The organism is Catenulispora sp. GAS73 (assembly GCF_041262085.1).
Lineage (GTDB): Bacteria > Actinomycetota > Actinomycetes > Streptomycetales > Catenulisporaceae > Catenulispora.
Genome location: NZ_JBGCCM010000037.1, coordinates 37,133 through 60,006 on the forward strand (window position 1 = coordinate 37,133; position 22,874 = coordinate 60,006).

The 22,874-nt window shown below is 69.9% G+C and carries 20 protein-coding genes; 3 read left to right on the plus strand and 17 right to left on the minus strand.

The genetic code is table 11. The annotated features are described in order from the left end of the window. Positions 1-780, minus strand: coding sequence for an electron transfer flavoprotein subunit beta (locus ABH935_RS40275; RefSeq protein ID WP_370383239.1), 780 nt, complete (start codon positions 778-780; stop codon positions 1-3). Positions 781-1,114: 334 nt separating this feature from the next. Here ABH935_RS40275 and ABH935_RS40280 point away from each other — a divergent pair, with 334 nt between their 5' ends. The 3 genes from ABH935_RS40280 (at position 1,115) to ABH935_RS40290 (ending at position 2,973) form a co-directional block, all read left to right on the plus strand. Further along, a complete protein-coding gene (locus ABH935_RS40280; RefSeq protein ID WP_370383240.1) occupies positions 1,115-1,525 on the plus strand; it encodes a hypothetical protein in 411 nt (136 codons plus the stop codon). Next, positions 1,525-2,415, plus strand: a complete 891-nt coding sequence (locus ABH935_RS40285; protein WP_370383241.1) for a WXG100 family type VII secretion target — start codon at positions 1,525-1,527, stop codon at positions 2,413-2,415. Before ABH935_RS40280 ends, ABH935_RS40285 begins: the two co-directional genes overlap by 1 nt. 81 nt (positions 2,416-2,496) lie before the next feature. Continuing rightward, complete coding sequence (locus tag ABH935_RS40290; protein ID WP_370383242.1) at positions 2,497-2,973, plus strand: hypothetical protein; 477 nt, start codon at positions 2,497-2,499, stop codon at positions 2,971-2,973. A 66-nt stretch (positions 2,974-3,039) separates the two neighbouring features. Here the strand turns inward: ABH935_RS40290 and ABH935_RS40295 are convergent, their stop codons facing one another. The 16 genes from ABH935_RS40295 to ABH935_RS40370 all read right to left on the minus strand — a co-directional run bounded on the left by ABH935_RS40295 (position 3,040) and on the right by ABH935_RS40370 (position 22,657). Next, the gene (locus ABH935_RS40295) at positions 3,040-4,209 is read right to left on the minus strand and encodes a hypothetical protein (RefSeq protein WP_370383243.1); all 1,170 of its coding nucleotides are present in this window, start codon (positions 4,207-4,209) and stop codon (positions 3,040-3,042) included. A 67-nt stretch (positions 4,210-4,276) separates the two neighbouring features. Beyond that, the gene (locus tag ABH935_RS40300; RefSeq protein WP_370383244.1) at positions 4,277-5,329 is read right to left on the minus strand and encodes an ABC transporter ATP-binding protein; all 1,053 of its coding nucleotides are present in this window, start codon (positions 5,327-5,329) and stop codon (positions 4,277-4,279) included. Further along, complete coding sequence (locus ABH935_RS40305; protein ID WP_370383245.1) at positions 5,326-6,405, minus strand: ABC transporter ATP-binding protein; 1,080 nt, start codon at positions 6,403-6,405, stop codon at positions 5,326-5,328. The genes ABH935_RS40300 and ABH935_RS40305 overlap by 4 nt, the downstream gene beginning before the upstream one ends. A gap of 35 nt (positions 6,406-6,440) precedes the next feature. After that, the gene (locus ABH935_RS40310; RefSeq protein WP_370383246.1) at positions 6,441-7,442 is read right to left on the minus strand and encodes an ABC transporter permease; all 1,002 of its coding nucleotides are present in this window, start codon (positions 7,440-7,442) and stop codon (positions 6,441-6,443) included. A 91-nt stretch (positions 7,443-7,533) separates the two neighbouring features. After that, the gene (locus tag ABH935_RS40315; protein ID WP_370383247.1) at positions 7,534-9,249 is read right to left on the minus strand and encodes an ABC transporter substrate-binding protein; all 1,716 of its coding nucleotides are present in this window, start codon (positions 9,247-9,249) and stop codon (positions 7,534-7,536) included. 179 nt (positions 9,250-9,428) lie between these two features. Then, on the minus strand, positions 9,429-10,439 hold the full coding sequence (locus ABH935_RS40320; RefSeq protein ID WP_370383248.1) for an ABC transporter permease: 1,011 nt from the start codon (positions 10,437-10,439) through the stop codon (positions 9,429-9,431). A gap of 427 nt (positions 10,440-10,866) precedes the next feature. After that, positions 10,867-11,865, minus strand: a complete 999-nt coding sequence (locus ABH935_RS40325) for an ABC transporter permease (RefSeq protein WP_370383249.1) — start codon at positions 11,863-11,865, stop codon at positions 10,867-10,869. A gap of 125 nt (positions 11,866-11,990) precedes the next feature. Continuing rightward, on the minus strand, positions 11,991-13,760 hold the full coding sequence (locus ABH935_RS40330; RefSeq protein WP_370383250.1) for an ABC transporter substrate-binding protein: 1,770 nt from the start codon (positions 13,758-13,760) through the stop codon (positions 11,991-11,993). A 50-nt stretch (positions 13,761-13,810) separates the two neighbouring features. Continuing rightward, complete coding sequence (locus ABH935_RS40335) at positions 13,811-14,725, minus strand: ABC transporter permease (protein ID WP_370383307.1); 915 nt, start codon at positions 14,723-14,725, stop codon at positions 13,811-13,813. A gap of 1,417 nt (positions 14,726-16,142) precedes the next feature. Continuing rightward, positions 16,143-16,580: a hypothetical protein gene (locus ABH935_RS40340; protein ID WP_370383251.1), complete on the minus strand. Its 438-nt coding sequence runs from the start codon at positions 16,578-16,580 to the stop codon at positions 16,143-16,145. A 40-nt stretch (positions 16,581-16,620) separates the two neighbouring features. Continuing rightward, positions 16,621-17,454, minus strand: a complete 834-nt coding sequence (locus ABH935_RS40345) for a heavy metal-binding domain-containing protein (protein ID WP_370383252.1) — start codon at positions 17,452-17,454, stop codon at positions 16,621-16,623. Positions 17,455-17,487: 33 nt separating this feature from the next. Further along, positions 17,488-18,387: a YbjQ family protein gene (locus ABH935_RS40350; RefSeq protein ID WP_370383253.1), complete on the minus strand. Its 900-nt coding sequence runs from the start codon at positions 18,385-18,387 to the stop codon at positions 17,488-17,490. Positions 18,388-18,440: 53 nt separating this feature from the next. Beyond that, complete coding sequence (locus tag ABH935_RS40355; RefSeq protein ID WP_370383308.1) at positions 18,441-19,214, minus strand: enoyl-CoA hydratase/isomerase family protein; 774 nt, start codon at positions 19,212-19,214, stop codon at positions 18,441-18,443. Positions 19,215-19,361: 147 nt separating this feature from the next. Further along, the gene (locus ABH935_RS40360) at positions 19,362-21,149 is read right to left on the minus strand and encodes a hypothetical protein (protein ID WP_370383254.1); all 1,788 of its coding nucleotides are present in this window, start codon (positions 21,147-21,149) and stop codon (positions 19,362-19,364) included. Next, positions 21,146-21,898, minus strand: a complete 753-nt coding sequence (locus tag ABH935_RS40365) for a DUF6114 domain-containing protein (RefSeq protein WP_370383255.1) — start codon at positions 21,896-21,898, stop codon at positions 21,146-21,148. Before ABH935_RS40365 ends, ABH935_RS40360 begins: the two co-directional genes overlap by 4 nt. Positions 21,899-21,994: 96 nt before the next feature. Continuing rightward, on the minus strand, positions 21,995-22,657 hold the full coding sequence (locus ABH935_RS40370; RefSeq protein ID WP_370383256.1) for a DUF6230 family protein: 663 nt from the start codon (positions 22,655-22,657) through the stop codon (positions 21,995-21,997). Positions 22,658-22,874 lie beyond the last annotated feature (217 nt).

A 22,874-nucleotide genomic window follows, 5' to 3' on the forward strand; every position in this document is an offset into this window, starting at 1 on the left:
TTAGATGAACTTCTGCGCGGACAGGAACTCGGCGAGCTTCACGCCGCCGTCGCCCTCGTCGGCGACCTTCACGCCGGCGCTTCGCGGCGGGCGCTGGGCGGCGTCGGCCACCGCGGTCCAGGCGCCGGCCGCGCCGACCTGGGCCGCGTCGATGCCGGCCGCGGCCACGTCGAGCTGCGCGATCGGCTTCTTCTTGGCCGCCATGATGCCCTTGAAGGAGGGGTAGCGCGGCTCGTTGATCTTCTCGACCACCGACACCACCGCCGGCAGCGTGGCCCTGACCACGTCGTGCCCGTAGTCGGTGAGCCGGTTCACGGTGATGTCGGTGCCGTCGACCTCCACCTTCGAGGCGAAGGTGAGCTGCGGCACGCCCAGGCGCTCGGCCAGCATGGCCGGGACCAGCGAGGTGCGGGCGTCGGAAGCCTCCGAGCCCAGGATCACCAGGTCGTACTCGGTGGTGCCCAGAGCCTGCGCGATCGCGTAGGAGGTGGCGACGGCGTCGGAGCCGGCCAGCGCCGGGTCCGAGAGCAGGATGCCGGAGTCCGCGCCCATGGACAGCGCCTTGCGCACCGCGGCGTCGGCGCCGTCGGGGCCCATGGTCAGCACGACCACCTCGCCGCCGTGCGCCTCGACGAGCTTGAGCGCCTCCTCGATGGCGAACTCGTCCATCTCGTTGAGCACCGGGTTCGAGCTCTCCCGGTCCACGGTCAGGGTGTCCGGGAGGAGCCGCTTCTCGGCCTCCGTGTCCGGCACCTGCTTCACACAGACGACGATTTTCATGATCGCTGTCCGACCTCCTGCTTGAGGGCTTCTCCGGTCTCTCCTGACGCAGCTTGCCATGGTCGGACCTGATTTTAATAAACAGAGCATCCGAACACGGGGGCAGGCCGGCGAGGCTTTCCACATATTCCGGTGCGGCCCGGCGGAAGCCGACGGTGCCGTCCGAGGGGATCGTATCCCGACAAAGTTACCGCTTGGTAGTGCCACAGGAAGCGACGCGCGTCACGTCTCGGATGGGCCGGACGGGGGAATACGTAAGGTGTTCGAGTGACTACTGGGAGAGATGGTGGCCAGCTAGGATGATCGAAACACATTGACCAGGGGGGTGGTGGCGATGACCGGTCCAGGGTTCGCCTTCGAGGTGCGGCCGCCGTTGCTGACCGCGTACGCCGAGTCCCTGCATGCCCGCACGGCGGAGCTGGCGGCCGTCGGCGAGGCGGTGGCGGCGGTGCGGGTGGAGCGCGGGTGGTTCGGCAAACTCCCGCAATCGGGATTTCTGGCCGACCGGTATCGCGCACACCAGGAAGGCGTGCTCGCCGAGGTGGCGGATCTGGCCGGGTGGCTGGCGGCGGCGACGCGCGGGCTGGCCGAGTCGGCGGGGCGCTATTCGGCGGCCGATCGGGTGGTGGCCGGGGTCGCCGGAGCCGTGGAGACGGCGCTGGGCGTGGGGATCGAGATACCCGGGCCGGACACGGCCACTGATGCGGCTTGCTCGGATTCCCCTTCGGATGACGAGGCACCCTGATGAACGGGGATGTCTTCGGCACCGGCTACGCGTGGGCGGTCGAGGAGCCGCCGAGGCTCGACACGAGCCTGACGCCGGTGCATCGGGCGGCGCCGAGCGGGATCGAGGGCGCGCTGGCGTCAGGGGTCGAATGGGTCCTTCGCGAGGTAGGACTGCTGGACATCCTGGACCGCGTGACCGGCGACGCGGAGGCGCTGCACGGAGCCGCGACGCTGTGGCTGGAGCAGGCGATCGCGGTTCAGGGCATATCGGCGCGGCTGCGTCAGGACTGCGTGCCGGTCGCGGGAAGTTGGCGCGGGGAGGCCGCGCGCACGTTCGGGGCCACGATGGACGTCTACGTGGCGGCGCTGGACCGGCTCGCGTCCGGCATGGCGGCGACGGCGCACCTGCTCAACCGGGCCGGCGTCGCGGCCGGGGCGGCGCAGGACGCCGTGACCGGCATCGTCACCGACGCCGCGGCGTGGGCGGCGGCCGAGCTCGCGGCGACCGCCGTGGCCGACCTGCTGACCTTCGGACTGGCCACGCTCGGGGGCGCGCTGGCCGAATCGGCGACGCTGGCGGGGTTCGTGGCCCGCGCCGAACGGATCTCGGCGGAGTTCGCGGTGCTGGTCGAGCAGTTGGCGACGGAGCTGGCGGAGCTGAAGGCCGCGCGGGACGCGATCGGCGCGGCGCGGGGACTCGGGGCGCTGCGGGCCTTGCGGCAGGCGCAGGGGACGCTGGGCGAGTTGAGCGGCGCGGGCAGTGTGTTCCGCAGGCTGGAGGGTGCCACGGATGCGCTGCTCGGGCAGGTGGTGGGGCTTCCGCTCAGCGCGGATGGACCGCGGAGCCTCGGATCGCAGATGAGGAGGACGATCTCCGGAGACGCGGAGGAGATCGGCGAGGCGAGCTAATACTTGACACAGAATGGCAAGTACTGGACGCTACTCGTCAAGTAGTATTCGCAGTTATGGCAGCGAGGATGGGAGTCGGTCTTGGCGAAAACATGGCGTCCCGCCCACGAAGAACTGGCCAGGGACCTGAACCGGCTGATCGAGGCGCGGGTCCTGGGGCCGGTGGACGTGTTGTTCGGACTCGACAAGGACCTGCGGCGACGGGCCTTCGAATCAGTGCTGGGCTGGACCGAGGAACTGCTGGGCCCCGATGACGACGCGGCCCAAATGACCGCCATCCGGCTGATCAGCACCCTGTTCCCGTCCGACGAGCCGTTCAACCCGCCGACCGACTGGTGGGGCACGCCGTTCGGCCGCGCCGTGCTGTTGCGCGCCGGCCACCCGAGCGCCGAGGCGGTGTCGTTCACCGTGGCGGCGGCGATGCTGGGGATCTCGCGGCAGGGCGTGCACGACCTCGCGCGGCGCGGAAAGGTGCAGCCGCATCCCGACGGCGGGGTGACGGTGGACTCGGTGCAGGCCCGGCTGAAGGAGCGGATGCTGAGTGAGACCGAGTACTGATACGCGAGCGCGATCGCGTGGCTGCCGGCCCACTCCCGCGTTGGACGCCATCAGCACTCTGACTGGCTAGGAGCGCCGCAGCACCACCTGACAGGGGTTGCTGGGATCGTCCGAGGCGCACAGGACAAGGTCCGGGCCGGCCTTGTAGACGTCGAACCAGACCGAGTGGGACAGGTCGCCGTCGATCTGGAGGCGGACGCCGGAGTGGCCGCCCGGGCTCTCGGAGTCCCACGTGCCCGCCGAGGCCGGTACGCCGTCGCCGGCGCCGAGGCCGCCGCCGGACAGGGCGCCGGCGGTGTACGTGCCGTCGCCGTCGAGGGCCACGGACATCCCGGAGCGGGAGTGCCAGGTGCCGAGCAGGTCGCTGTCCGAGGCGACGGAGGTCGGTTCGGCCGCGGACGAGGGGGCCGCGAAACGCCACACCGGGCCGGCGATGGCCACGAGGACGGCGAACGCGGCCAGGGCGAGCCGACGGGATGCGGCCAAGTCGCGGCGGCGCCAAGCCACCGCGATCGCCGAGGCGGCCATCCCGGCCGGCCAGAAGAAGGCCGTGACGAGGCACGCGAAGCACCACACCAGGAGCCGGGGGTGCCAGCGCGACACCAGCCCGAACAGGCCCACGCCGATCGCCCACACCGCGCCGACCAGATAGAACGCGGTCCAGGGGCGGCCGTCGGGCAGGCGCGGCATGTCAGGGTTCGCATGCGCGCTCTCGAAGAACACCCGGTAGACGTAGAACACCGCCAGCCCGGCCCAGAACAGCACCCCGAGGCCCACCAACGCACCGACACAGACCAGCGCTCCGCGCCGCAGACCGGGACCGAGCGCGACGCCGGTGACGACCGCCGCCTCGCTCTGCATACCGAAGAAGGGTTCGTCGCCGGCCGAAGCGTCGTCGCCGGCCGAGCCGCCGGCATACGCGCCATCACCGGCCAAGCCCACGGTTGAGTCGCCGCTCAGCGCACCGTCGTCGGCATGGTCGCCTGCCGAACCGCCGCCGGTCGTGTCGCTGCCCGCTGCACCATCGCCGGCGGAGTCGCCGGCATACGCGTAGGCACCCGCCGAGTAGCCGCCATGCGCATACGCGCCACCACCGGCCGCCCCGTCGCCGTTCTCCCCGGCCTCGCCGCCCTCCCCAGCCTCCCCGGCCTCCGCAAAGACCTCGTCGGCTATCGGGCCGGATATCAAGTCGGCTGTCGAATCATCGGCGTGCGAGCCGGCATCGGTGGAGAACACCCGCCCCACAATGCCGAAAGCCCGGCGGGAGCGGAAGCTCCCACCGGGCTCGTGGCCTACCGGCTGGTCACACGTTCTCCGGGAAGTGGCACGCCACCTGGTGCGCGACACCGGCCTCGGAGACCGAGCCGATCTGCAGCAGCGGCGGCTCGTCGGACTTGCAGATCTCCTGCGCCTTCCAGCAGCGGGTGCTGAAGCGGCAGCCCTTCGGCGGGTTGATCGGCGAGGGCACGTCGCCGGTCAGCCGGATCCGGTCGACCTGCCCCTCGGCGGTCCCGGCCTTGCGGTCCGGGTCCGGGATCGGGACCGCGGACATCAGGGCCGTGGTGTAGGGGTGGTGCGGACGGACGTAGATGTCGGCCTGGTCGGCGATCTCCACGATCTTGCCCAGGTACATCACGGCCACGCGGTCGGAGATGTGGCGGACCACCGACAGGTCGTGCGCGATGAACACGTACGCCAGGTTCAGCTCCGCCTGCAGGTCCTCCAGCAGGTTCACCACCTGCGCCTGGATCGACACGTCCAGGGCCGAGACCGGCTCGTCGGCGACGATCAGCTTCGGCCGCAGGGCCAGCGCCCGGGCGATGCCGATGCGCTGCCGCTGGCCGCCGGAGAACTCGTGGGGGTAGCGGTTGTAGTGCTCCGGCGACAGGCCGACCAGCTGCAGCAGGTCCTGCACGGCGCGCTTGATCCCGTTAGGCGTCTCGATGCCCTGGATGTGGAACGGCGCGCCGACGATGGTGCCGACCGTGTGCCGCGGGTTCAGCGAGGACTGCGGGTCCTGGAACACCATCTGGATGTCCCGCCGCAGAGGGCGCATCTGCCCGCTGGACAGGTGCGCGATCTCGCGGCCCTCGAACTTGATCGAGCCCGCGGTCGGCTCCAGCAGCCGGGCCAGCAGCCGGCCGGTGGTGGTCTTGCCGCAGCCGGACTCGCCGACCAGGCCCAGCGTCTCGCCGGACCGGACCGAGAAGTCGATGCCGTCCACGGCCTGCACCGCGCCGACCTGGCGCTGCAACGCGCCGCGCTTGATCGGGAAGTGCTTCTTCAGGCCCGAGACGCTCAGCAGCGCCTCGGGATCGGCCACAACCTGGTTCTCGGGAGTGGTTTCGGTGCTCACAGGGTCTCCCGAATCTGCTCGGTGAAAATCTCCCGCCGCCGGGCCGGGTCCATGTGGCAGCGCACGAGGTGTCCCGGGCTGGTCTCGGCCAGCAGCGGGATCTCCGTGTCGCTGCGCCCGCCGGTCTCGCCCGTGTACGGGCAGCGGGGGTGGAAGGCACAGCCGGAGGGCACGTTGATCAGCGACGGCGGGTTGCCCTGGATCGGCGTCAGCCGGTCGGCGCGGGCGCGGTCCAGCCGCGGCATCGAGCCCAGCAGGCCCCAGGTGTACGGGTGCTCCGGCGCCTTGAACAGGTCGTGCGCCGGACCGTACTCCACGGCCTTGCCGCCGTACATCACCATGATGTCGTCGGCCAGCTCCGCCACCACGCCCAGGTCGTGGGTGATGATGATCAGGGCGCTGTTGAACTCGCGCTGCAGGTCCCGCATCAGGTCCAGGATCTGGGCCTGCACGGTCACGTCCAGAGCGGTGGTCGGCTCGTCCGCGATCAGCAGCGACGGGTTGCAGACCAGCGCCATGGCGATCATCGCGCGCTGGCGCATACCGCCGGAGAACTGGTGCGGGTAGTCGTCCACCCGCGTGTTCGGCTGCGGGATGCCGACCAGTTCCAGCATCTCGATCGCCCGCTTGCGCGCGACCTGCTTGGTCACCTGGTTGTGCACCCGGTAGGCCTCGATGATCTGCGCGCCGACCGTGAAGAACGGATGCATCGAGGACAGCGGGTCCTGGAAGATCATCGCCATCTTCTGGCCGCGCAGCCTGCGGATCTCGGCGTCGCTGGCGGTCACCAGCTCCTGGCCGTCCAGCCAGATCTCGCCGGTGATCCGCGCGGCGTTCTTCTTCTTCTGGGCCGAGCGGTGCAGACCGAGCAGCGCCAGCGAGGTCACCGACTTGCCCGAACCGGACTCGCCGACGATCCCCAGGGTCCGGCCGCGCTCCAGCCCGAAGGACAGGCCGTCGACGGACTTCACGACGCCGTCGTCGGTCGGGAAGTGCACGGTCAGGTCGCGGACTTCCAGGAACTTCGACGGGGCCGGGCTCTCCAAGACCGGCGTCGTCTCCTCAGTGGTGGACACGGTTCACACCGTCCTTTCGGTCTCGATAAAGGTGCTCACGAGAGCCTCACCCGGGGGTCGATGACGGCGTAGAGCATGTCGACGACGACGTTCGCCACGACGATGAAGAAGGCCGCGAGGATCGTCACGCCCATGATGATCGGGAGGTCGTGCTGGCTGATGGCGTCGTAGCCGAGCTTGCCCAGCCCCGGGAGGCCGAACACGGACTCGGTGAGGATCGCGCCGCCCATCAGGGCGCCGACGTCCATCCCGAACAGGGTGATGATCAGGGTGCCCACCGGGCGCATCGCGTGCCTGTTGATGACCGTGCGCTCGGGCAGGCCCTTGGCCCGCGCCGTGCGGATGTAGTCCTCGTTGAGCACGTCGAGCATCGAGGCCCGGGTGAACCGCGCGTAGCTGGCGGCGTACAGGGTGGCCAGCGAGATCCAGGGCAGGAGCAGGTTCTTCGCCCACAGCACCGGATCGTGGGTGAAGCCCACGTAGTTGATGTCCGGCAGCCAGTGCCAGTCGTAGACCACGAACAGGCGCAGCACCGCGGCGGTGAAGTACACCGGCAGCGAGATGGCGGCCAGCGCGACCAGCATCGAGGCGCGGTCGGCCATGGAACGGGGGCGCAGCGCCGAGATGCGGCCGACGGTCACACCGGTGACCAGCCAGATGATCGGGGCGCCGATGGCCAGGGACAGGGTGACCGGGAACCGGTCGGCGATCAGGTGCCCGACCGACAGGTCGTTCTTGAACGAGTAGCCCAGGCACGGCCAGGAGCAGGTCGTCTTGTCGGGACCGTCGTCGAAGTGGCGAGCGTGGAAGAAGCCGCCGAGATAGTCCCAGTACTGCTGCAGCAGCGGGTGGTTCAGCCCAAGCTTGATGCGGATCCCGTTCAGCGCGTCGGGGTTGGTCACCCGGCCGGCGAACAGCGCCGCCGGGTCCGACCCGGTGAGCTTGGGGACCAGGAAGAACAGGCCGAACGTGATGAGGCTGACGGCAAGCAGCACAGTCACCGCTTGGATGATGCGGCGGATCAGAAATGCGATCACGGGAGGCGGCGGCGAGGGCCGGCAAGTCGGGGTGCGACCCGCCGGCCCTCTTTTGCCTTCACCTGCTTTCTACCAGGAAGAAGGGGTCTGCTTACTTACCGTCGTTCACACCCATGCTGTCGAAGTCGTACATCCCGAAGGCGTTCGTGATGTAGACGTTCGTGACGCGCGGGTTGTGGTAGGTCAGTGCCTTGTCGTAGGTGAAGGGCAGGTAGTACGCGCCGTCCATCAGAGCGTGGTCGATGGTCTGGACGTCCTTGGCCTTCTGCGCGGCGTCGGTCGTCGCGGTCATGTCGTCCAGCGCGGCGTTGATCGCCGGGTCGTTGACCTCGGCCCAGTTGCTGTTACCGCCGGACTGCAGGATCTTGCGACCGTCGGCGATGGCCGAGAAGTAGCCGAAGCCGGTCGGGAAGTCAGCGCCCCAGCCGGCGACGATGATGCCCAGGTCCTTCTTGTGCACGTTGCTCGGGGTGCCGACCACGGTCGAGTAGTAGCTCGACGAGTCGAACTGCTGGATGTCCGCCTGGATGCCGACGCGGGCCAGAGCGGCCTGCAGCGCCTGCGCGACCTTGGGGCCCTTGCCCTTGTTGGTGGTGGCGATGTTGGTGTGGAAGCCGGTCGGCTTGCCGCACTTCGCCAGCTCCGCCTTGGCCTGGGTCAGGTCACCGGTGTTGTCCGAACCGACCGGGTAGTTGTTGAACGACTGGTAGCCCGGCAGGGTCGGGGGCGCCACGGTGGTGGCGATGTCGCCGCCGCCGATGGGGCCGCCGCGCGCGGTCTGCAGGTCCACCTTGTTCGTCGCGTACTCGACGGCCTTGCGGCAGTCCAGGTTCGACAGCTCGGGGACGTTCTGGTCCAGCGCGAACATGCGGGTGAAGCCGGTCAGCGGCGAGTCCGAGGACTTCTTCAGGGTCGGGTCGCGCAGGATCTGGGTCTGCGCGGCCGACTGCACGCCGGTGGACTCGATCTCGATGTCACCCTGACCGGACAGCAGGCGCTTGTCCATGTCGTCGCTGTCCAGGCCCTCGGTCAGCACGACCTTGTTGACCAGCTGGTGGTGGATGGTGTCGGTGCTCGGGTCCCAGTTCGGGTTCGGCACCAGCACCAGCGACTTGTTCGGCTCGTAGCTCTGGATCTCGTACGGGCCGGTCGACTGCACGTGGTTGGCGTACTTCGCGCCGCCGGTGTTCGGGTCCTGGTCGAACTTCTCCTCGACCGGGGCCGCGGACGGCAGGGTCATGATGTAGTCCCAGTCCGAGTACGGCGCGGACAGGTTGAAGACGATCGTCTTGTCGTCCGGCGTCTGGACCGACTTCAGACCCAGCTTGTTCGGGTCGGTGTCCTTGTACGGGCCGGGGTAGTTCTGGCCCTCGTCGAGCATGTCGTGCAGGTAGGTCGGGCCGCCCGGCAGGATGTCCTGCGCGAAGTTGCGCTCGACGCCGTACTTGATGTCCTTGGACGTGATCGCGGTCCCGTCCTGGAACTTGACGCCGTCCTTGAGGGTGTAGGTGATGGTCTTGCCGCCGTTGCTCACCACGCCCTTGCCGGTCGCCAGGTCCGGCACGGCCTTCGTGCCGTCCGCGCCGGGCTTGGAGTCGAAGCCCATCAGGCTGCGGGTGAAGAACCGCTGGAAGTCCCAGGAGTACGCGTAGTAGGTACGCGTGGGGTCCAGGTTGTCGAAGTCCGCCGTGGCCAGCAGGTTCAGCGTGCCGCCCTTGGTGGTGGAGGCGTTCACGACGCCCTTGGTCGCGGCGTTGAACGCGGCCGCGACGTTGCCCTGGTCGCCTCCGGCGGTGGTGGGAGCCACCCCGCCGCTGGTCTTCGTGCTTGACGGGCTGCTGCTGGACGAACCGCAAGCGGCGACGGCTATCGTCAGCACAACGCTGGTGGCTGCGAATGCCACCTTGGATCGCCGATTAGACATCGGTTGCTGATCCCCTTTCGTGGATGAATTGCTTTGCGTTGCTGGGTCGTGCTTGATGTCGCTCAGCGGCCGGCCTTGGGGTCGAACGCGTCGCGGACGCCGTCGCCGAACAGGTTGAAGGCCAGGACGGTGACGAAGATCGCGATACCTGGGATGAACAGGTATGCCGGGTCGTATTCGTAGTAGTTGAGCGCGTCGTTGAGCATGCCGCCCCAGGAGGCGTGCGGCAGCGGGATACCGACGCCGAGGAAGGAGAACGCCGCCTCGGCCAGGATGTTGGCCGGGATCTGCAGCGAGGTGAAGACCAGGATCGGGGCGACCAGGTTCGGCATGATCTCTTTGAAGACGATCCGCAGCTCACTGGCGCCCAGGCTCCGGGAGGCGTCGACGAACTCCTTCTCGCGCAGCGTGAGCACCTGGCCGCGGACGATGCGGCCGAAGTAGGCCCAGCCGAATCCGCCGATGATCAGGATCAGCAGCACCACGTGCAGCCACAGGTTGTCCAGGCCGAAGGCCGTGGTCGGCATGCCGGAGACCAGCGCGATACCGAACAGCACGACCGGGAAGGCCAGGAACACGGCCATCAGCCAGTTCACCGCACTGTCCACCCAGCCGCCGAAGTAACCGGCCAGCAGGCCCGCGACCAGGCCGAGGATCACGGTCAGCACGGTCGAGGCGAAGGAGATCAGCAGCGACCACTTGGCACCCTCGACGATGCGCGCGGCGATGTCCCGGCCGAAGGTCGGGTCCACGCCGAGCCAGTGCTGGGCGCTGACGCCGCCGGCGGTGCCGGTGGGGAGCGTGGTGTTGCCGTCGATGAGGTCGGAGTGCGGCAGTTGGGGCCCGCCGCCCAGGTGCGGGTAGATGAGCGCGGAGAACAGGCCCAGCAGGCACATGAAGACGACGACGCAACCGGCCGTCATGGCCACCCTGTCCCGCTTCAACCGAGTCCAGGCGATCTTCGTGAGCGAACGGCCCTCGATCGCCTTCGCCGCCGGAGTTCCGGGTTCCGGCGTGCTCGGTTCGCCGAAGTCGTCGTGCAGGGTGGAGGCGTCCCCTGGCAGCGTTGTCATGTGAATCCTCGGTGGTCGTCTGACTCGGAAGGCCTTGTGAGCGCACCGGAGAGTCAGGCAGGGCGGAGTCGTGATCGCGTCACGCCCGGCGGCCGCGCTAACGTCACGCCGGTGGTATTGCACATTGCACTGTCGGGCCGGGGCCCTCCACAGGAGAGTGGCGCCTCGGTGCCCGGCTTGGCTAGGGGGTTGAGGCAGCCTTGTCCGAACTGTGATCAATCCTGGATCGGCCGGTCACCGAGCCATTTCGGGGCATCAGAGGGCGCCATCGCCACCTTGGGAGTGGGCGGTAACCACCCCTGCGGTTAACGGGGTGTTACCCGCGACAAACCGCATCCTTAGGCGTTTGCCCCTTGACAGACGGTGCCTTAGAGGGGAAGTGATCACCCGCCTAAGGTAGCCGCGGACCTGCCCGGGGCCGCCGGCGTCAGTCCAGACGGACGCGCGGATCCAGGACAGCATAGGCGGCGTCGACCACGAAGTTGGCGACAACGATGAACACCCCTGAGAACAACGTGACGCCCAGCACCACCGGCAGGTCCTGGCCGTCCACGCCGTTCTGCGCCAGGTCCCCGATGCCGTGCAGCCCGTAGATCTTCTCGGCCAGCACCGCGCCGCCCAGCAGCAGGCCCAGGTCCATGGCGAAGACGGTCGCCACGGTCGGGAACGTGGTCCGCAGCGCCTGCCACAGCACCCGCGGGCGGCTCAGGCCCTTGGCTTGCGCGGTCCGGATGAACTGGCCGGACAAGGCCTCGATCATGCCCGAACGGGTGAGCCGCGTGTAGAGCGCGAAGTAGCCCATCGACAGCGTCACCCACGGCAGGGCCAGGTGGTCGGCCCACACAAAAGGGTTGTGCAGGAACGAATAGTAGGTCACCGAGGGGAACAGCCAGGTGAGTTTGGCCCGCGCCAGCGGACCGATGAACACCACCGGCATGCAGACCCCGAGCAGCGCGGCCACCCGGATCGCCCGGTCGGCGAAACCGCCGCGGGCCACGGCCGCCAGGGCGCCGGAGGCGACGCCGAGGACCAGCCACAGCACCGCCGCGCCGACCGCGATGGAGACCGTCACCGGCAGCCGGTCCAGGATCAGCGCCAGCACCGACTCGTGCAGCCGCCAGGAGTAGCCCAGACAGGGCGCCGAGCAGTGCGCGGCGCCCGATCCCGGCGGCAGATCCTCGCCGGCCACCAGGGCCCTGAGATAGTCCCAGAACTGAACGTACAGCGGCTGGTCCAGGCCCAGCCGGTGCTCGATGCGCGCCAGCTGCTCCGGCGAGGGGTCGCGGCTGGCGAACTGCGCGGCCAGCTGGTCGGTGGTGCGCCCGCCCAGCCCGGGTACGACGTAGAAGACCAGGAAGGTCACCAGGACCACGCCGAGCATGAGCATCACGGCGGTGACGGCCCGGCGGATCAGGAAGGTCGTCATGCCGCCGCGCGCTCCCCTCGTTTCACTGTGGTTTCGCCGCGCGCCCGGGGCCCCGGTGTACCGGGCAGGCGCCAGTCGGCGCCTGGGCGCGCGGAGCAGGTCGTTTCACACTCGGGCAGGTCATTTCACGACTTCACGCCCAGGACCGACAGGTCGTAGCCGCCGGAGCCGGCCTGGTTGATCATCACGTTGGTCAGCCGGGCCGAGCGGAAGCGCATGACGTGCCGGTCCATCAGCGGCACCACCGCGGCCAGGTCCATCACGCGATGGTCGATCTTGACCCAGTCCTGCTGCTGGGTGCTCGGCTCGAAGCTGGACAGCGCTTCCTTCTCCAGGGAGTTGACCACCGGGTCGTCCAGGAACGCGTAGTTCTGGCTGCCGGTGGCCGAGATGCCGTTGGCGGTGACCAGCTGGTCGAGCATGCCGTAGCCGGTGAGCCAGTCCGGGCCCCAGTTGGCCAGGCACATGCCCAGCCGGTGCGCCTTGGAGTAGGCCTCGTTGCCGCAGTACTGGCTGTACTGGCCGAACGGGAACAGCGTGACCTGGGTGCTGATGCCCACGCCGGCCAGCGAGGACTGGATCGCGGTCGCGGCGTTCTGCAGGTCGGGGGCGTTCGTCTGCGCGGCGATCTTGAAGTTCAGCGTGCCGCTGCTGTCGAACAGCCCCGGCGAGCTCGCCTTGCACTGCGCCAGCAGGCTCTTCGCCTTGCCCGGGTCGTAGGTGTACGACGGGAACTGGACCGCGCCCGGGATGCCGCTGGTGAGCAGGTTGGTGGCCACGGTGCCGCCCCACTGGCCGCCGAGCTGGTTCAGCACGGTGTTCTTGTCCACCGCGTACTCGATCGCCTGCCGGCAGGAGACGTCCGTGATCAGCTGGGTGTTGATCGAGGAGTAGGCGATCGAGGAGTCCGCGGCGTCGTCGGTCTGCGACTTCAGGACGCTGTCCTGCAGGACCTTGGCGTGGTTGGCCACGGTCAGCGCCGAGCCGACGTCGGCGTCGGCCTGGCCGTCCAGCAGCCGCTGGTCGCGCTCGGCGGAGTCCACGCCGAGCTGCACGTCGACGACGTCGGCCAGGGCCACGTGCATCTTGTTGGGGTCGGAGACCTGGTTGTAGGCCGGGTTCGGGACGAGCTTGAGCTCCTTGCCCGGGTCATAGCTGAGGATCTTGTAGGCGCCGGTGGAGATCGGCTTCTTGCCGTAGGTCACGCCGGTGTCCTTGGCGTCCAGGGCGTGCTCGACCGGGGCGGTCTGGAGCAGGGTCATGACGTAGTCGAACTCGCCGAAGGCCTGCGGGAGGTTGAAGGTGATGGTCTGCGCGTTGGGCGTCTCGATGATCTTGTCGAACATCTTGTCCCCGGACTTGTAGACGTCCAGGTTCGTGAACCGCGGGTCGTTCGGCGGAGTGAGGATGTTGTGGAAGTAGGTCGGGCCGTTGCCGACCAGGTAGGACCAGTTGGCGCGCTCGATCGCCCAGCGCACGTCGGTGGAGGTGATCGGCGTGCCGTCCTCGAACGTGGCGTTGTCGCGCAGGGTGTAGGTCCAGGTCTTGCCGCCGTTGCTCTGCCGCCCGGGGCCGGTGGCCAGGTCGCCGACGATCTGGTTGCCGCCGGGGGTGTGCTCGTAGGCCATCATCGGCCGGGCGAACAGCCGGAACAGGTTCCAGGTCTGCGCGGCGTAGGTGACCCCGGGGTCGATCGAGTCGAACGACTGCGAGGAGATCAGGTTGATGGTGCCGCCGGTCTTGGTCGACGGGTTGAGCACCTGCTTGCTCGCCAGGTCGAAGCCCGGTCCCAGGGCCGAGGCCCCGGCCCCGCCGCCGCTGGAGCCGCAGGCGGACAGGGCCAGGGCGAGCGCCGCGGCAAGGGCCCCCGCGCGGATCGCGAACTTAGGTATCACAGCGGTTTCCTTCTTCATGGCCGGCGAGGGCCGGCGTCGTGCCGCGAGCGTCACTGCGCAGTGGGATCGGTGGCGTTCCGCAACCCGTCGCCGAACAGGTTGAACGCCAGCACGGTGATGAATACTGCCATGCCTGGCACGATCAGATACTCCGGGTCGGTGTACACGGTCGAGACCGCGTCGGTCAGCATCTGGCCCCACGAGGCGGCGGGCGGGTCCAGACCTATGCCCAACGCGGACAATCCGGCTTCGAAGATGATGTTCGCCGGAATGAGCAGCGTGGTGTAGACGAGGATCGGCGCGAGCAGATTGGGCATCAACTCCCGCCACACGATCCAACGGGTGGTGGCCCCCATCGCCCGAGCGGCGTCGACGAACTCGCGCTCACGCAGCGAGAGCACCTCCGCACGCACGATGCGCGCGATGTAGGGCCAGTTGAAGAACCCCATCACGAAGATCATGATGGCGATGCGCAACGAGTTGCCGGACAGGCCGAAGGCCTGATCGGACAAGGCACCGGTGAGCCCGAGGGCGAAGAGCATCAGCGGGAACGCCAGGAAGACGTCGGCGACCCGCATGACGATCAGGTCCACCAGCCCGCCGAGGTACCCGGAGACCACCCCGAGCCCCACCCCGAGCGCGACGCTGAGCAGCGTCGCACCCCCGGCGATGAGCAGACTCACGCGGGCGCCGAACAACAGCCGCGCCATGATGTCGCGCCCCATCCGCTGATCCACCCCGAGCGGATGCGCCCAACTGATGCCCCCGAACGAACCGTGCGGCCCGAACGTGGCATCGGTGAGCTCGGGATGCAACGTGTTCGGCCCCACCCCGAACGCCCCGGTGACCACCGGCGCGAACACCGCCAGCAGCACCAGCAGCACGACGGTCCAGCCCCCGACGACCGCCGCACGATCGGCACGCAACTTCCGCCACACGGTCGCGGTGGTGGAGCGAGAACGGATGTGGCCGGAGTTCGGGGACGCGGCGGGACGGGCGAAGGCCTGGAACGGCCAGAGGGACGCCAGGAGGCTGCGCTTGGCGCGGCGGCGCCCCCTGCTGCGGGGGCGGGGTTTGGGCGGCGGTGAGGGCTGGGCCGGGTCGCGCGGGGGCGGCGTGTGCGGCGGCGGAAGGGTTGGCGCCGACTGCGTTTGCGGGTACGGCGGCGGAGTTGAGGGCGACCCCAGCGGCTCGTAGGACGCCTGCGGCGGAAGCGTGGGCTGCGCGGGCGCGAGGGTGTGCGCATACGGCGGCGGAAGGGTTGGCGCCGACTGCGTTTGCGCGCGCGGCGGCGGAGTCGAGGGCGACGCCTGCGGCGGGAGGGTCGGCTGCGCGGGCGCCGGGGTCTGCGCATGCGGCGGCGGGAAGGTCGGGGCCGACTGCGTTTGCGCGCGCGGCGGCGTTGAGGGCGACGCCTGCGGCGGGAAGGTTGGCGCCGACTGGGTTTGCGGGTACGGCGGCGGAGTTGAGGGCGATCCCTGCGGCTCGTAGGACGTCGGCGTCGGCTGCGCGGAGGCCGGGGTCTGCGCATACGGCGGATGGGGCGGTACCGATGTGCGTGAGAACAAAGGCGGGCGCGTTGGCGCCGACTGGGATTGCGCGGGCGGCGGAGTTGGGGCCGACCCCTGCGGCTCGTAGGGAGCCGGCGGCGAAGTGTGGGCCGGCGCGTGCGAGTCCGGCGGCAAAGTCGGCGTGCGCGGCGGCGGAAGCGTTGGCGCCGGCTGGCTTTGCGCGCGCGGCGGGGCCTGGGCCGATACTTGCGGAGTCGGCTCGTAGCCAGCCAGCGAATCCGTTGCCGCAGCGAGCGGGCGCCGAGCTGGCTCGCGCGGCTCGTGGGAAACCTGCGGCGGCGGCGCATCCGGCGCCCGCATCGGCGGAATCTGAGCCTGTGCGTTCGGTGCCGGCGCCGGATTCTGCGCGTGCGGAGCCGGCGCCGGGTAGCCCGAGGCCTTGTCCTCTATATAAGTCTCCGGATACACGGCCGCTGACCCGGCCCCGGGCCGGATCTCTTCGCCCGCCCCGGATTCCGGGGTTCCCGCGGTTCCAGGCTTCTGATACGGCGGCGCCCCGCCGTTCGGGACGCGGGGTATCAGCGCGGTCTCGTGTACGTCGGGATCGATCGGGTAGGCGAAGAACTCCGGGTAGCTCTCCAGGCCGCGCCGTTCGCCGGGACGGTCGGGGTCGCTCCCCGCGTCGGGCGGCGTTGTCATGGGCGGTCCGTGCTTCCGTGTGGCGGGCGGTTCACGCTGCCGGCGGGCACACGTGGTTCGCCACTTTGCCGAATCAGCGGGTTGGCGCGCCAGTTCGAAGGGCGCGCCGTTGCCGACTCGTGATCTCGCTGAGAGGTTCCGGGCCGCGCTCGCCGGCTTCGCGGTTCGGGTCTCACTCCCCCAGGACGAAGCGTTGCAGCACTTCGCGGGCGCGGGCGTTCGAGCGCGCGGTCTCGGCGATGGCCGTGGACAGCGTCTGGATCCAGACGTCCATGGCGACCTGTTGGCGGGACAGGACGATGCCGCGGACCTCCTTGCACACCTCGCCGACCGGGCCGTGCTTGCCCAGGCGCAGGGTCATGCGCTGCTCGCCCAGCGTCACGTCGACCGACTCCACGCGCCCCTCGCGGCCGGCGGCGCGGTCGGACAGGCTGCGCTTGCGCTCCAGCTTCACCGCGCCGGGCGGGAGGGTGTCGATCAGGTTCGTGGACAGCACGCGCGCGTAGATCTCCAGGTCCGCGGTGTCGGCGCGCAGTGAGGCCGCGATCAGCTCGGCGGAGACGTCGTTCTCGTCGCCGGCCGCCGGCTCCGGGAGGTTGTCAGTGGTCATAGCGCTTACTCAACCACTCTTTCGGTGCGTCTGCGGGTCTCTAGTCCAGGCTCAGCACCATCGTCGGGCGCTCGATCTGGTGGTCCGGGCGCAGCGGGCGGACCGCGGTGCCCAGGGCGAAGAACTCCGTGGTGTGCGAGCCCCAGGTGTGGCTGTGGTTGCGCAGCTGGACGCCGACGATGCCCTCCGCGTGCAGCGCCTCCGCCTCGGCCTGCATGCGGGCCATGGCCAGCTCGCGGGCGTCGTACAGGGCCTGGGTGAACTGCTCCAGCTCCACGTTCTTGCCGATGTTGCCCAGCGCGGCGCCGAAGCGCTGGTGCGCGATGTGGTAGACGCACGAGCCCATGACCATCCCCAGCGGCGCGTAGCCGGCGCGGATCAGGGTCCAGAAGTCCTGGCCGGACAGGTCCGAGGTGAAGGGCTGGTTCTTGTTGTTGCGCCAGGTGACGTCCCCGTGCTGGCCGGTGCCGTCGTCCTTGACCGCGGTGCCGATCGCGATGAACTCCGCGACGTCGGCGCCGAACTCCTTGAACTCCACCTCCAGGCGGACGCCCACGATCCCGTCCGCGCCGAGCGCGTCCGCCTCGGCCTCCATCCGGGTCATCGCCAGCTCGCGGGCGTGGTACATGGCCTGGCTCAGGACGTCGAGCTCCTGGCTCTTGCCCCAGCGCGCGACCTGCAGGCCCACGTGGTAGATCGAGGAGCCCAGCACCAGCCCCAGGGGCCGGAAGCCGGCCTCCTTGACCAGCAGGAACTCGTTCACCGACAGGTCCGAGGTGAAGATCGAGCCGGGCGCCCCGGGCTTGAGCTCGGCCAGGCGCCGCATGGCGTCCTCGGGCACGCCGGCGGCGGTGTGGGCGATCTTGTCAGCCATTATCTCTGCCTCTCCAGCCCTCGTTGAAGGGAGTCACAGGTATCGCACAGAAGTCTCGCGCCGGGCGGCCGCGCGCCGCTCCGGGTCCAGCGACATGATCGCCAGCGAGCCGGTCCGGGCCGGCTGGCCGCTGGTCTTGAACGCCGCTATGGCGGTGCCGATCGCGGTCGCCTCGCAGATGTGGTCCCGCTGGCCGTCGGTGACCGGGCACTCGCGCTCCCGGATCTCCAGCTCCACGGAGGACACCACGACGCCGTCGGCGTGCACACCGCGCACGTGCCGGGCCAGCTCCTCCCGGGAGGCGTGGCGGGTCTGGTTCACCAGGTCCGTGTAGCCGGCCACCTCCTGGTTGCCGGCCCAGCGGCGGGATGACATGCGGGTCCACCAGTCGTCGTGCCGGGTGCCGATGGCGATCCCGAGCACCAGCGACACCGGGATCCAGCCGTTCATCACCAGCTTGGCGAACTCCTGGCCGGTGACGTGGGAGGTGAACGGGTGTCGCAGCTTCACGGCGCTGTTCGGGGCGCGCACCGCGGTGCCGATCGCCGAGAACTCCAGCCCGCCGGCCGGGAAGCGCCGGATCGTCAGCCGCACGCCGACCACCCCGTCGCCGCCGAGCATCGTGCACTCGGTGCTCATCCGGTCCAGGGCCAGCCGGCGCGCCTCGTACAGGGACTGTGTCAGCGGCGCGTAGGCCGAATAGCGGCCCGTGGAGGTCGAGGTGTACCCCGCACCGCCCATCCACGCCCCGGGGCAGTTGTAGGCGCCGGTGTAGCCCAGGTGGTACACGCACGAACCGAGCACCTGGCCCACCGGTTCGAAGCCGGCGGCGCGCACGGCGGCGAACTCGTTGGTGGTCAGGGCCGAGCCCCAGGTGCCGGAGCTCCGGATCTCGTCCATCCGGGCCTGGGCCGCCTGCGGGAGCTGTTCCATGGCCGTGACGCCTCCTTGGCTCACCGGGGACCCCGGCGGGGCCCCTCCCTCATTCAACGTCCGGCGAAGCCCGGCTTCTCCTTGGCGACGAAAGCCCGCATGCCCTCGGTCCGGTCGTCGGTGGCGAAGGTGCCGGTGAACTGCAGGCGCTCGATCTCCAGACCGGTGTCCAAGTCCACCTCCAGCCCGTGGTCCACGGCCTCCTTGGCCGCCTTCAGGGCCAACGCCGGGCCCCCGGCGAAAGTGCCCGCCCACTCCACAGCAGTCTTGTACACCTCGGCCGCCGGCACCACGCGGTCCACCAGCCCGATGGCCAGCGCCTCGGCGGCGTCCACCTGGCGCCCGGAGAAGATGAGGTCCTTGGCCTTGGCCGGGCCGACCAGGCGCGGGAGCCGCTGCGTACCCCCGGCGCCGGGGATCAGGCCGAGCAGGATCTCCGGCTGGCCGAGCTTGGCGTCCTCGGCCGCGACCCGGAAGTCGGCGGTCAGCGCCAGCTCGCACCCGCCGCCCAGGGCGTAGCCGGTGATGGCGGCGATGACCGGCTTGGGGATGCCCGCCAACGCCTTGAAGGCGTTCTGGAGCCGCACGGAGTGCCGCGCCATGTCCGCGTAGGACATGTCCTGCATCTCCTTGATGTCCGCACCGGCCGCGAAGACCCGCTCGCCGCCCCAGATCACCACGGCCCGGACGGCCTCGTCGGCGCTCACCTGATCGGCGGCCTCGTGCAGCTCCCGCTGCACCTGAACGTTCAGCGCGTTCATCTTCGGGCGGTCCAGGCGGATCACGCCCACCGCACCCTCAGTCTCCACGCGTACGAACTCGCCCATCTCGGCGCCGACCCTTTCTCGCGAGCCCGGGGTGCGGACTGGTGATCCGACGGCGGTGTCGGAGTTCTCATCAAAGCAGACGCCCGTGCCCGCCGGGAGGGCGGGCACGGGCTCGACGATCACTTTCGCCCGACGGGCGCAGACGGTTCAGGAGGCCTGCGAGATGTTGAAGCCGGGGATGTTGAGCGTGTCGGACGTCAGCGTGTACTGGTCGACGTCGACATTCGTGAAGATGGTCGGGAACGGAAGCGGCAGATTCGCCTGGAGCAGCAACATCACCGTCTGGCTGGCGAGGTCGGTCCCGGCTTCTCCCTGAGGGCCCAGCGTGACCGGACCGAACGGGATCGGCGCGACCATGGTCCCCATCTGCTTAAGCACGTGCAGGGTGACATTGGTCAAAGTGACCGTCTTGCCCGCGCCGCCGTTGGAGTAGACCTTGTGGGTACCGTCCTCGTTGTAGGTCACCATGTCCGTCAACTCGATCGAGTCGGCGTGGATGACCATGACGGTCACCGTCTTGCCGTCCCCCGTGTTGATCTGCCGGAAGCCCTCGAACTTCTGGTTGTTCAGAGTCAGCGACGAGGCGTGCAAGTGCCATTCCACCTCGCGCATGGCGGTCTGATCCGCAGCCGCGGCACAAACCGTCCCGGAAGCGGGGGCCAGTGCGTAGGACTTCCCACCGACCGTGACCGTCGTCGCCCCGCCCGACGGGCTCGAACTCGACGTCGACGGTGCTGAGCTCGAAGACGTGCTCGGCGCCGAAGGCTTCGTCGACCCGCTCGACGTCGGCTGCGGCACCACCGGCGTGGTCGGGTCCGAGGTCGGCTTCGAGCTCGGCGCCGTGGTCGGGCTCGACGGGCTCGACGAGGAGTCGCCCAGGCCGATGGACAGCAGCGGGGTCGGGGACGTCGTCGGGGTCGTGCTCGGGGCCGCGGCCGGGGCGGCGGCCAGCTTGTTCACCGTGGAGTTGGTCGTGGACGAGGCCGGCGGGTTGAACACGTCGTTGACCTGGGTGCCCAGCCAGCTCAGCGGGTTCCACCAGGTGACCGAGGAGCTCGGGCTCGGGGTGGTGGTCGGCGCCGAGGACGGGGCCGTGGTGGGGGCCTTGTCGGGCGGCGCGGTGGTGCCCGTCGGGGCGGTGGTCGGCGTCGGCTTCACCGGCGGGGCCGTGGTGCCCGACGGGGCGCTAGACGGCCGGTTCGACGGTGCCGACTGCTGCGGCGAGGTCGGGGCGGTGGTCGGCTGCGGGGCGCCGGGGGTCGCGGCGGAGCCGGGCTTGGTCGAGGAGGAGGTGGGGGTGCCGGCCCCGGAGCTGGGCGCCGTGGTCGGCGCGGTGGTCTTCGGGGCGGCCGGGTTCTTCACCGCCGCCGATCCCGGCGCGCAGGCTGTGGACGACGAGGGCGAGGTCGACGACGAGCTGGCCGCGTTCGCGACCGTCGGCATCACCGCGACGCCGGTGGCGGCCAGGAAGACGGCTGGCAGGCCGATCGCGGTCACCATGCGGGCCCGCTTGGTGTGCGCGGAGTCCACCAGGCGCACAGCCTCGGCGGCCAGCAGCGGCGTCGGCACGACGGCGCGCGGCTTGTTCACGCCGCCGCTGCGCGAGCGCAGCGGGGTCTCGGTGTCGGGCTCGGGCTCCGGACCGGCGTCGAGCGCGAACACGCCGGTGGACGCGGCAGAGGACGCGGCAGCGCCCCGGCTCTCGCGCCGGGCCCGCATCAGGGCCTCCAGCACCGCGTCACGCCCGGCCGGCGCCCCCGCGGCACCGGCGAGCTTGGCACGCTCGGCGCGCAGGATCGCGGCCCGCATCTCGGCGAGGTCGGCGAAGCCCAGCGGGCCGGCTCCCGCCGCCGTGCCGCGCTCCCGGTGGGCCTGCGGCTCCTCCGGGTCCGGTCCGGCGGTGTTGTCGTTTCCATTGCGGCCAGTGGCACTCAAGACGTCAAGCCCCCTGCGGGTGTGTCCTCGGCCCGCGGCAGCGGCGGGACGGAATCCCGCGGCGGCGTGGCCGGAACAGTATCGGCGGGTTCGGGGTCGCCAGTCTGCGGCAGGGCCGAGGTCATCTCGCCCCTGGTGCCCTGGTAACCCGCGACGCCCGGAATGGGTCCGGCGGCCGAGTTCTGCTCCTCGGTCTCCTGGAACTGGTAGGGGGCCGGGTCCTGGTCCTCGGCGGCCGCGGACGCCAGCGGCGCGCGCGCCGAGGGCGGCATGTCGCCGGCCAGCGCGTCCCGGTAGGCCTGTTCGGCTCTGGCCTGGGCGGCGATCTGCTCCTCGGTCAGCCGGGGCGTCCAGGAGAAGGCCAGCCCGCCGCCGAACACGCCGAGCAGCATCCCGAGCAGGAAGCCGCCGAAGTTCGACACGACCATGGACAGCAGCGCGCACACCAGGGTGAAGACGCCGGCGAAGACCCGGTAGCCGGGTGCGAACCACATCGCGGCGGCCATCATGATCAGCGCCGGGGTGATCGCCATCGTCGACACGCCGGCGATGCCGGCCATCTTGATGTTCAGCTTGTGCTGCACCAGCAGCGGCTGCAGGAACGGGATGCTCCACAGCTCCAGGGCGGCCAGGAGGGTCCACAGCCCGGCCCAGAAGGGCCGGGAGCGGCGCCACACCTTGAACGTGCGCCACCCTCTGACCACGACGTGCTCTGGCCCGGCGGAGAACTCGGCGTTCAAGGTACTCACGGCTAATACTCCCGACATGTGCTGATGGTGTGGGGTGGACGCGCCCTACTCACGCCCACCCCCAGGCTGTATCAGAACCCTTGCGAGCCTCAAGGGCTAGAAGCAGCCCTTGCTGCTCAGGTTGGCCGAGATCGACAGGCCCTTGAGCGCCATGGTGCCGGCGGTGGTGGAGTAGGCGGTCTGCTTCACGCCGGTCAGCACCGCGTGGTCCACGACCTGGCCGAAGTCGCCGGCGGCGAACGGGGTGGTGGAGCCGTCGGGGTTGCCGGTGTGCTTGTCGAAGCCCTGGATGCCGGTCTTGGCGGCGATGTCCCCGGCGCTGGCGCCGATGGTCACGCCGGTGAACGTCGCGTCCGCGTTCACCTGGTTGGTGTCCAGGACCAGGTCGGTGGCGCTGACCGGGGTCCCGCCGCCGCCGGCCCGCAGGATGATCGACAGGTTGCCCAGGACCGGGACCGGGACGACCACCGACTGGCACATGTTGGTGATGGTGGCGCTCTTGATGCCGGCCACGGCGACCGCGTGGGCCTTGCCGTTCGCATCCACGATGACGTCACCGGACTGCGCGAAGGTCTGGCCGTCGAGCTGGTCGGCGGAGACCTTGAACTGCTGGCCGGACACGGCGAAGGAGCTCGCCAGCACACCGTTGGCCATCGCGACGGTCATCGCGCCGGCGATGCCGACGGTGGGGACCATCACCAGGGCGAAGCGCTTCCACTTGGTGCCGCCCAGCACCTGGGAGCCCAATGCGTCCTTCATGCGTTACTCCTCCACGAGCGGATGGGACGAGTCCGGCACGCGCCGGACCGCGGCATGCGGACCGAGGGGAGCCCCTGGGGGCTCCTCGGCTACGGCAGCGACGAGAAGCTCTGCCGACCCGGTGGGGACCTGCTGCCGCGCGATCGTTTCGGGGATCGTCGGATTAACAGACCGAGCGGATGTGATCGTGGTCTACTCGCGCCCGCCGCACAAGGGG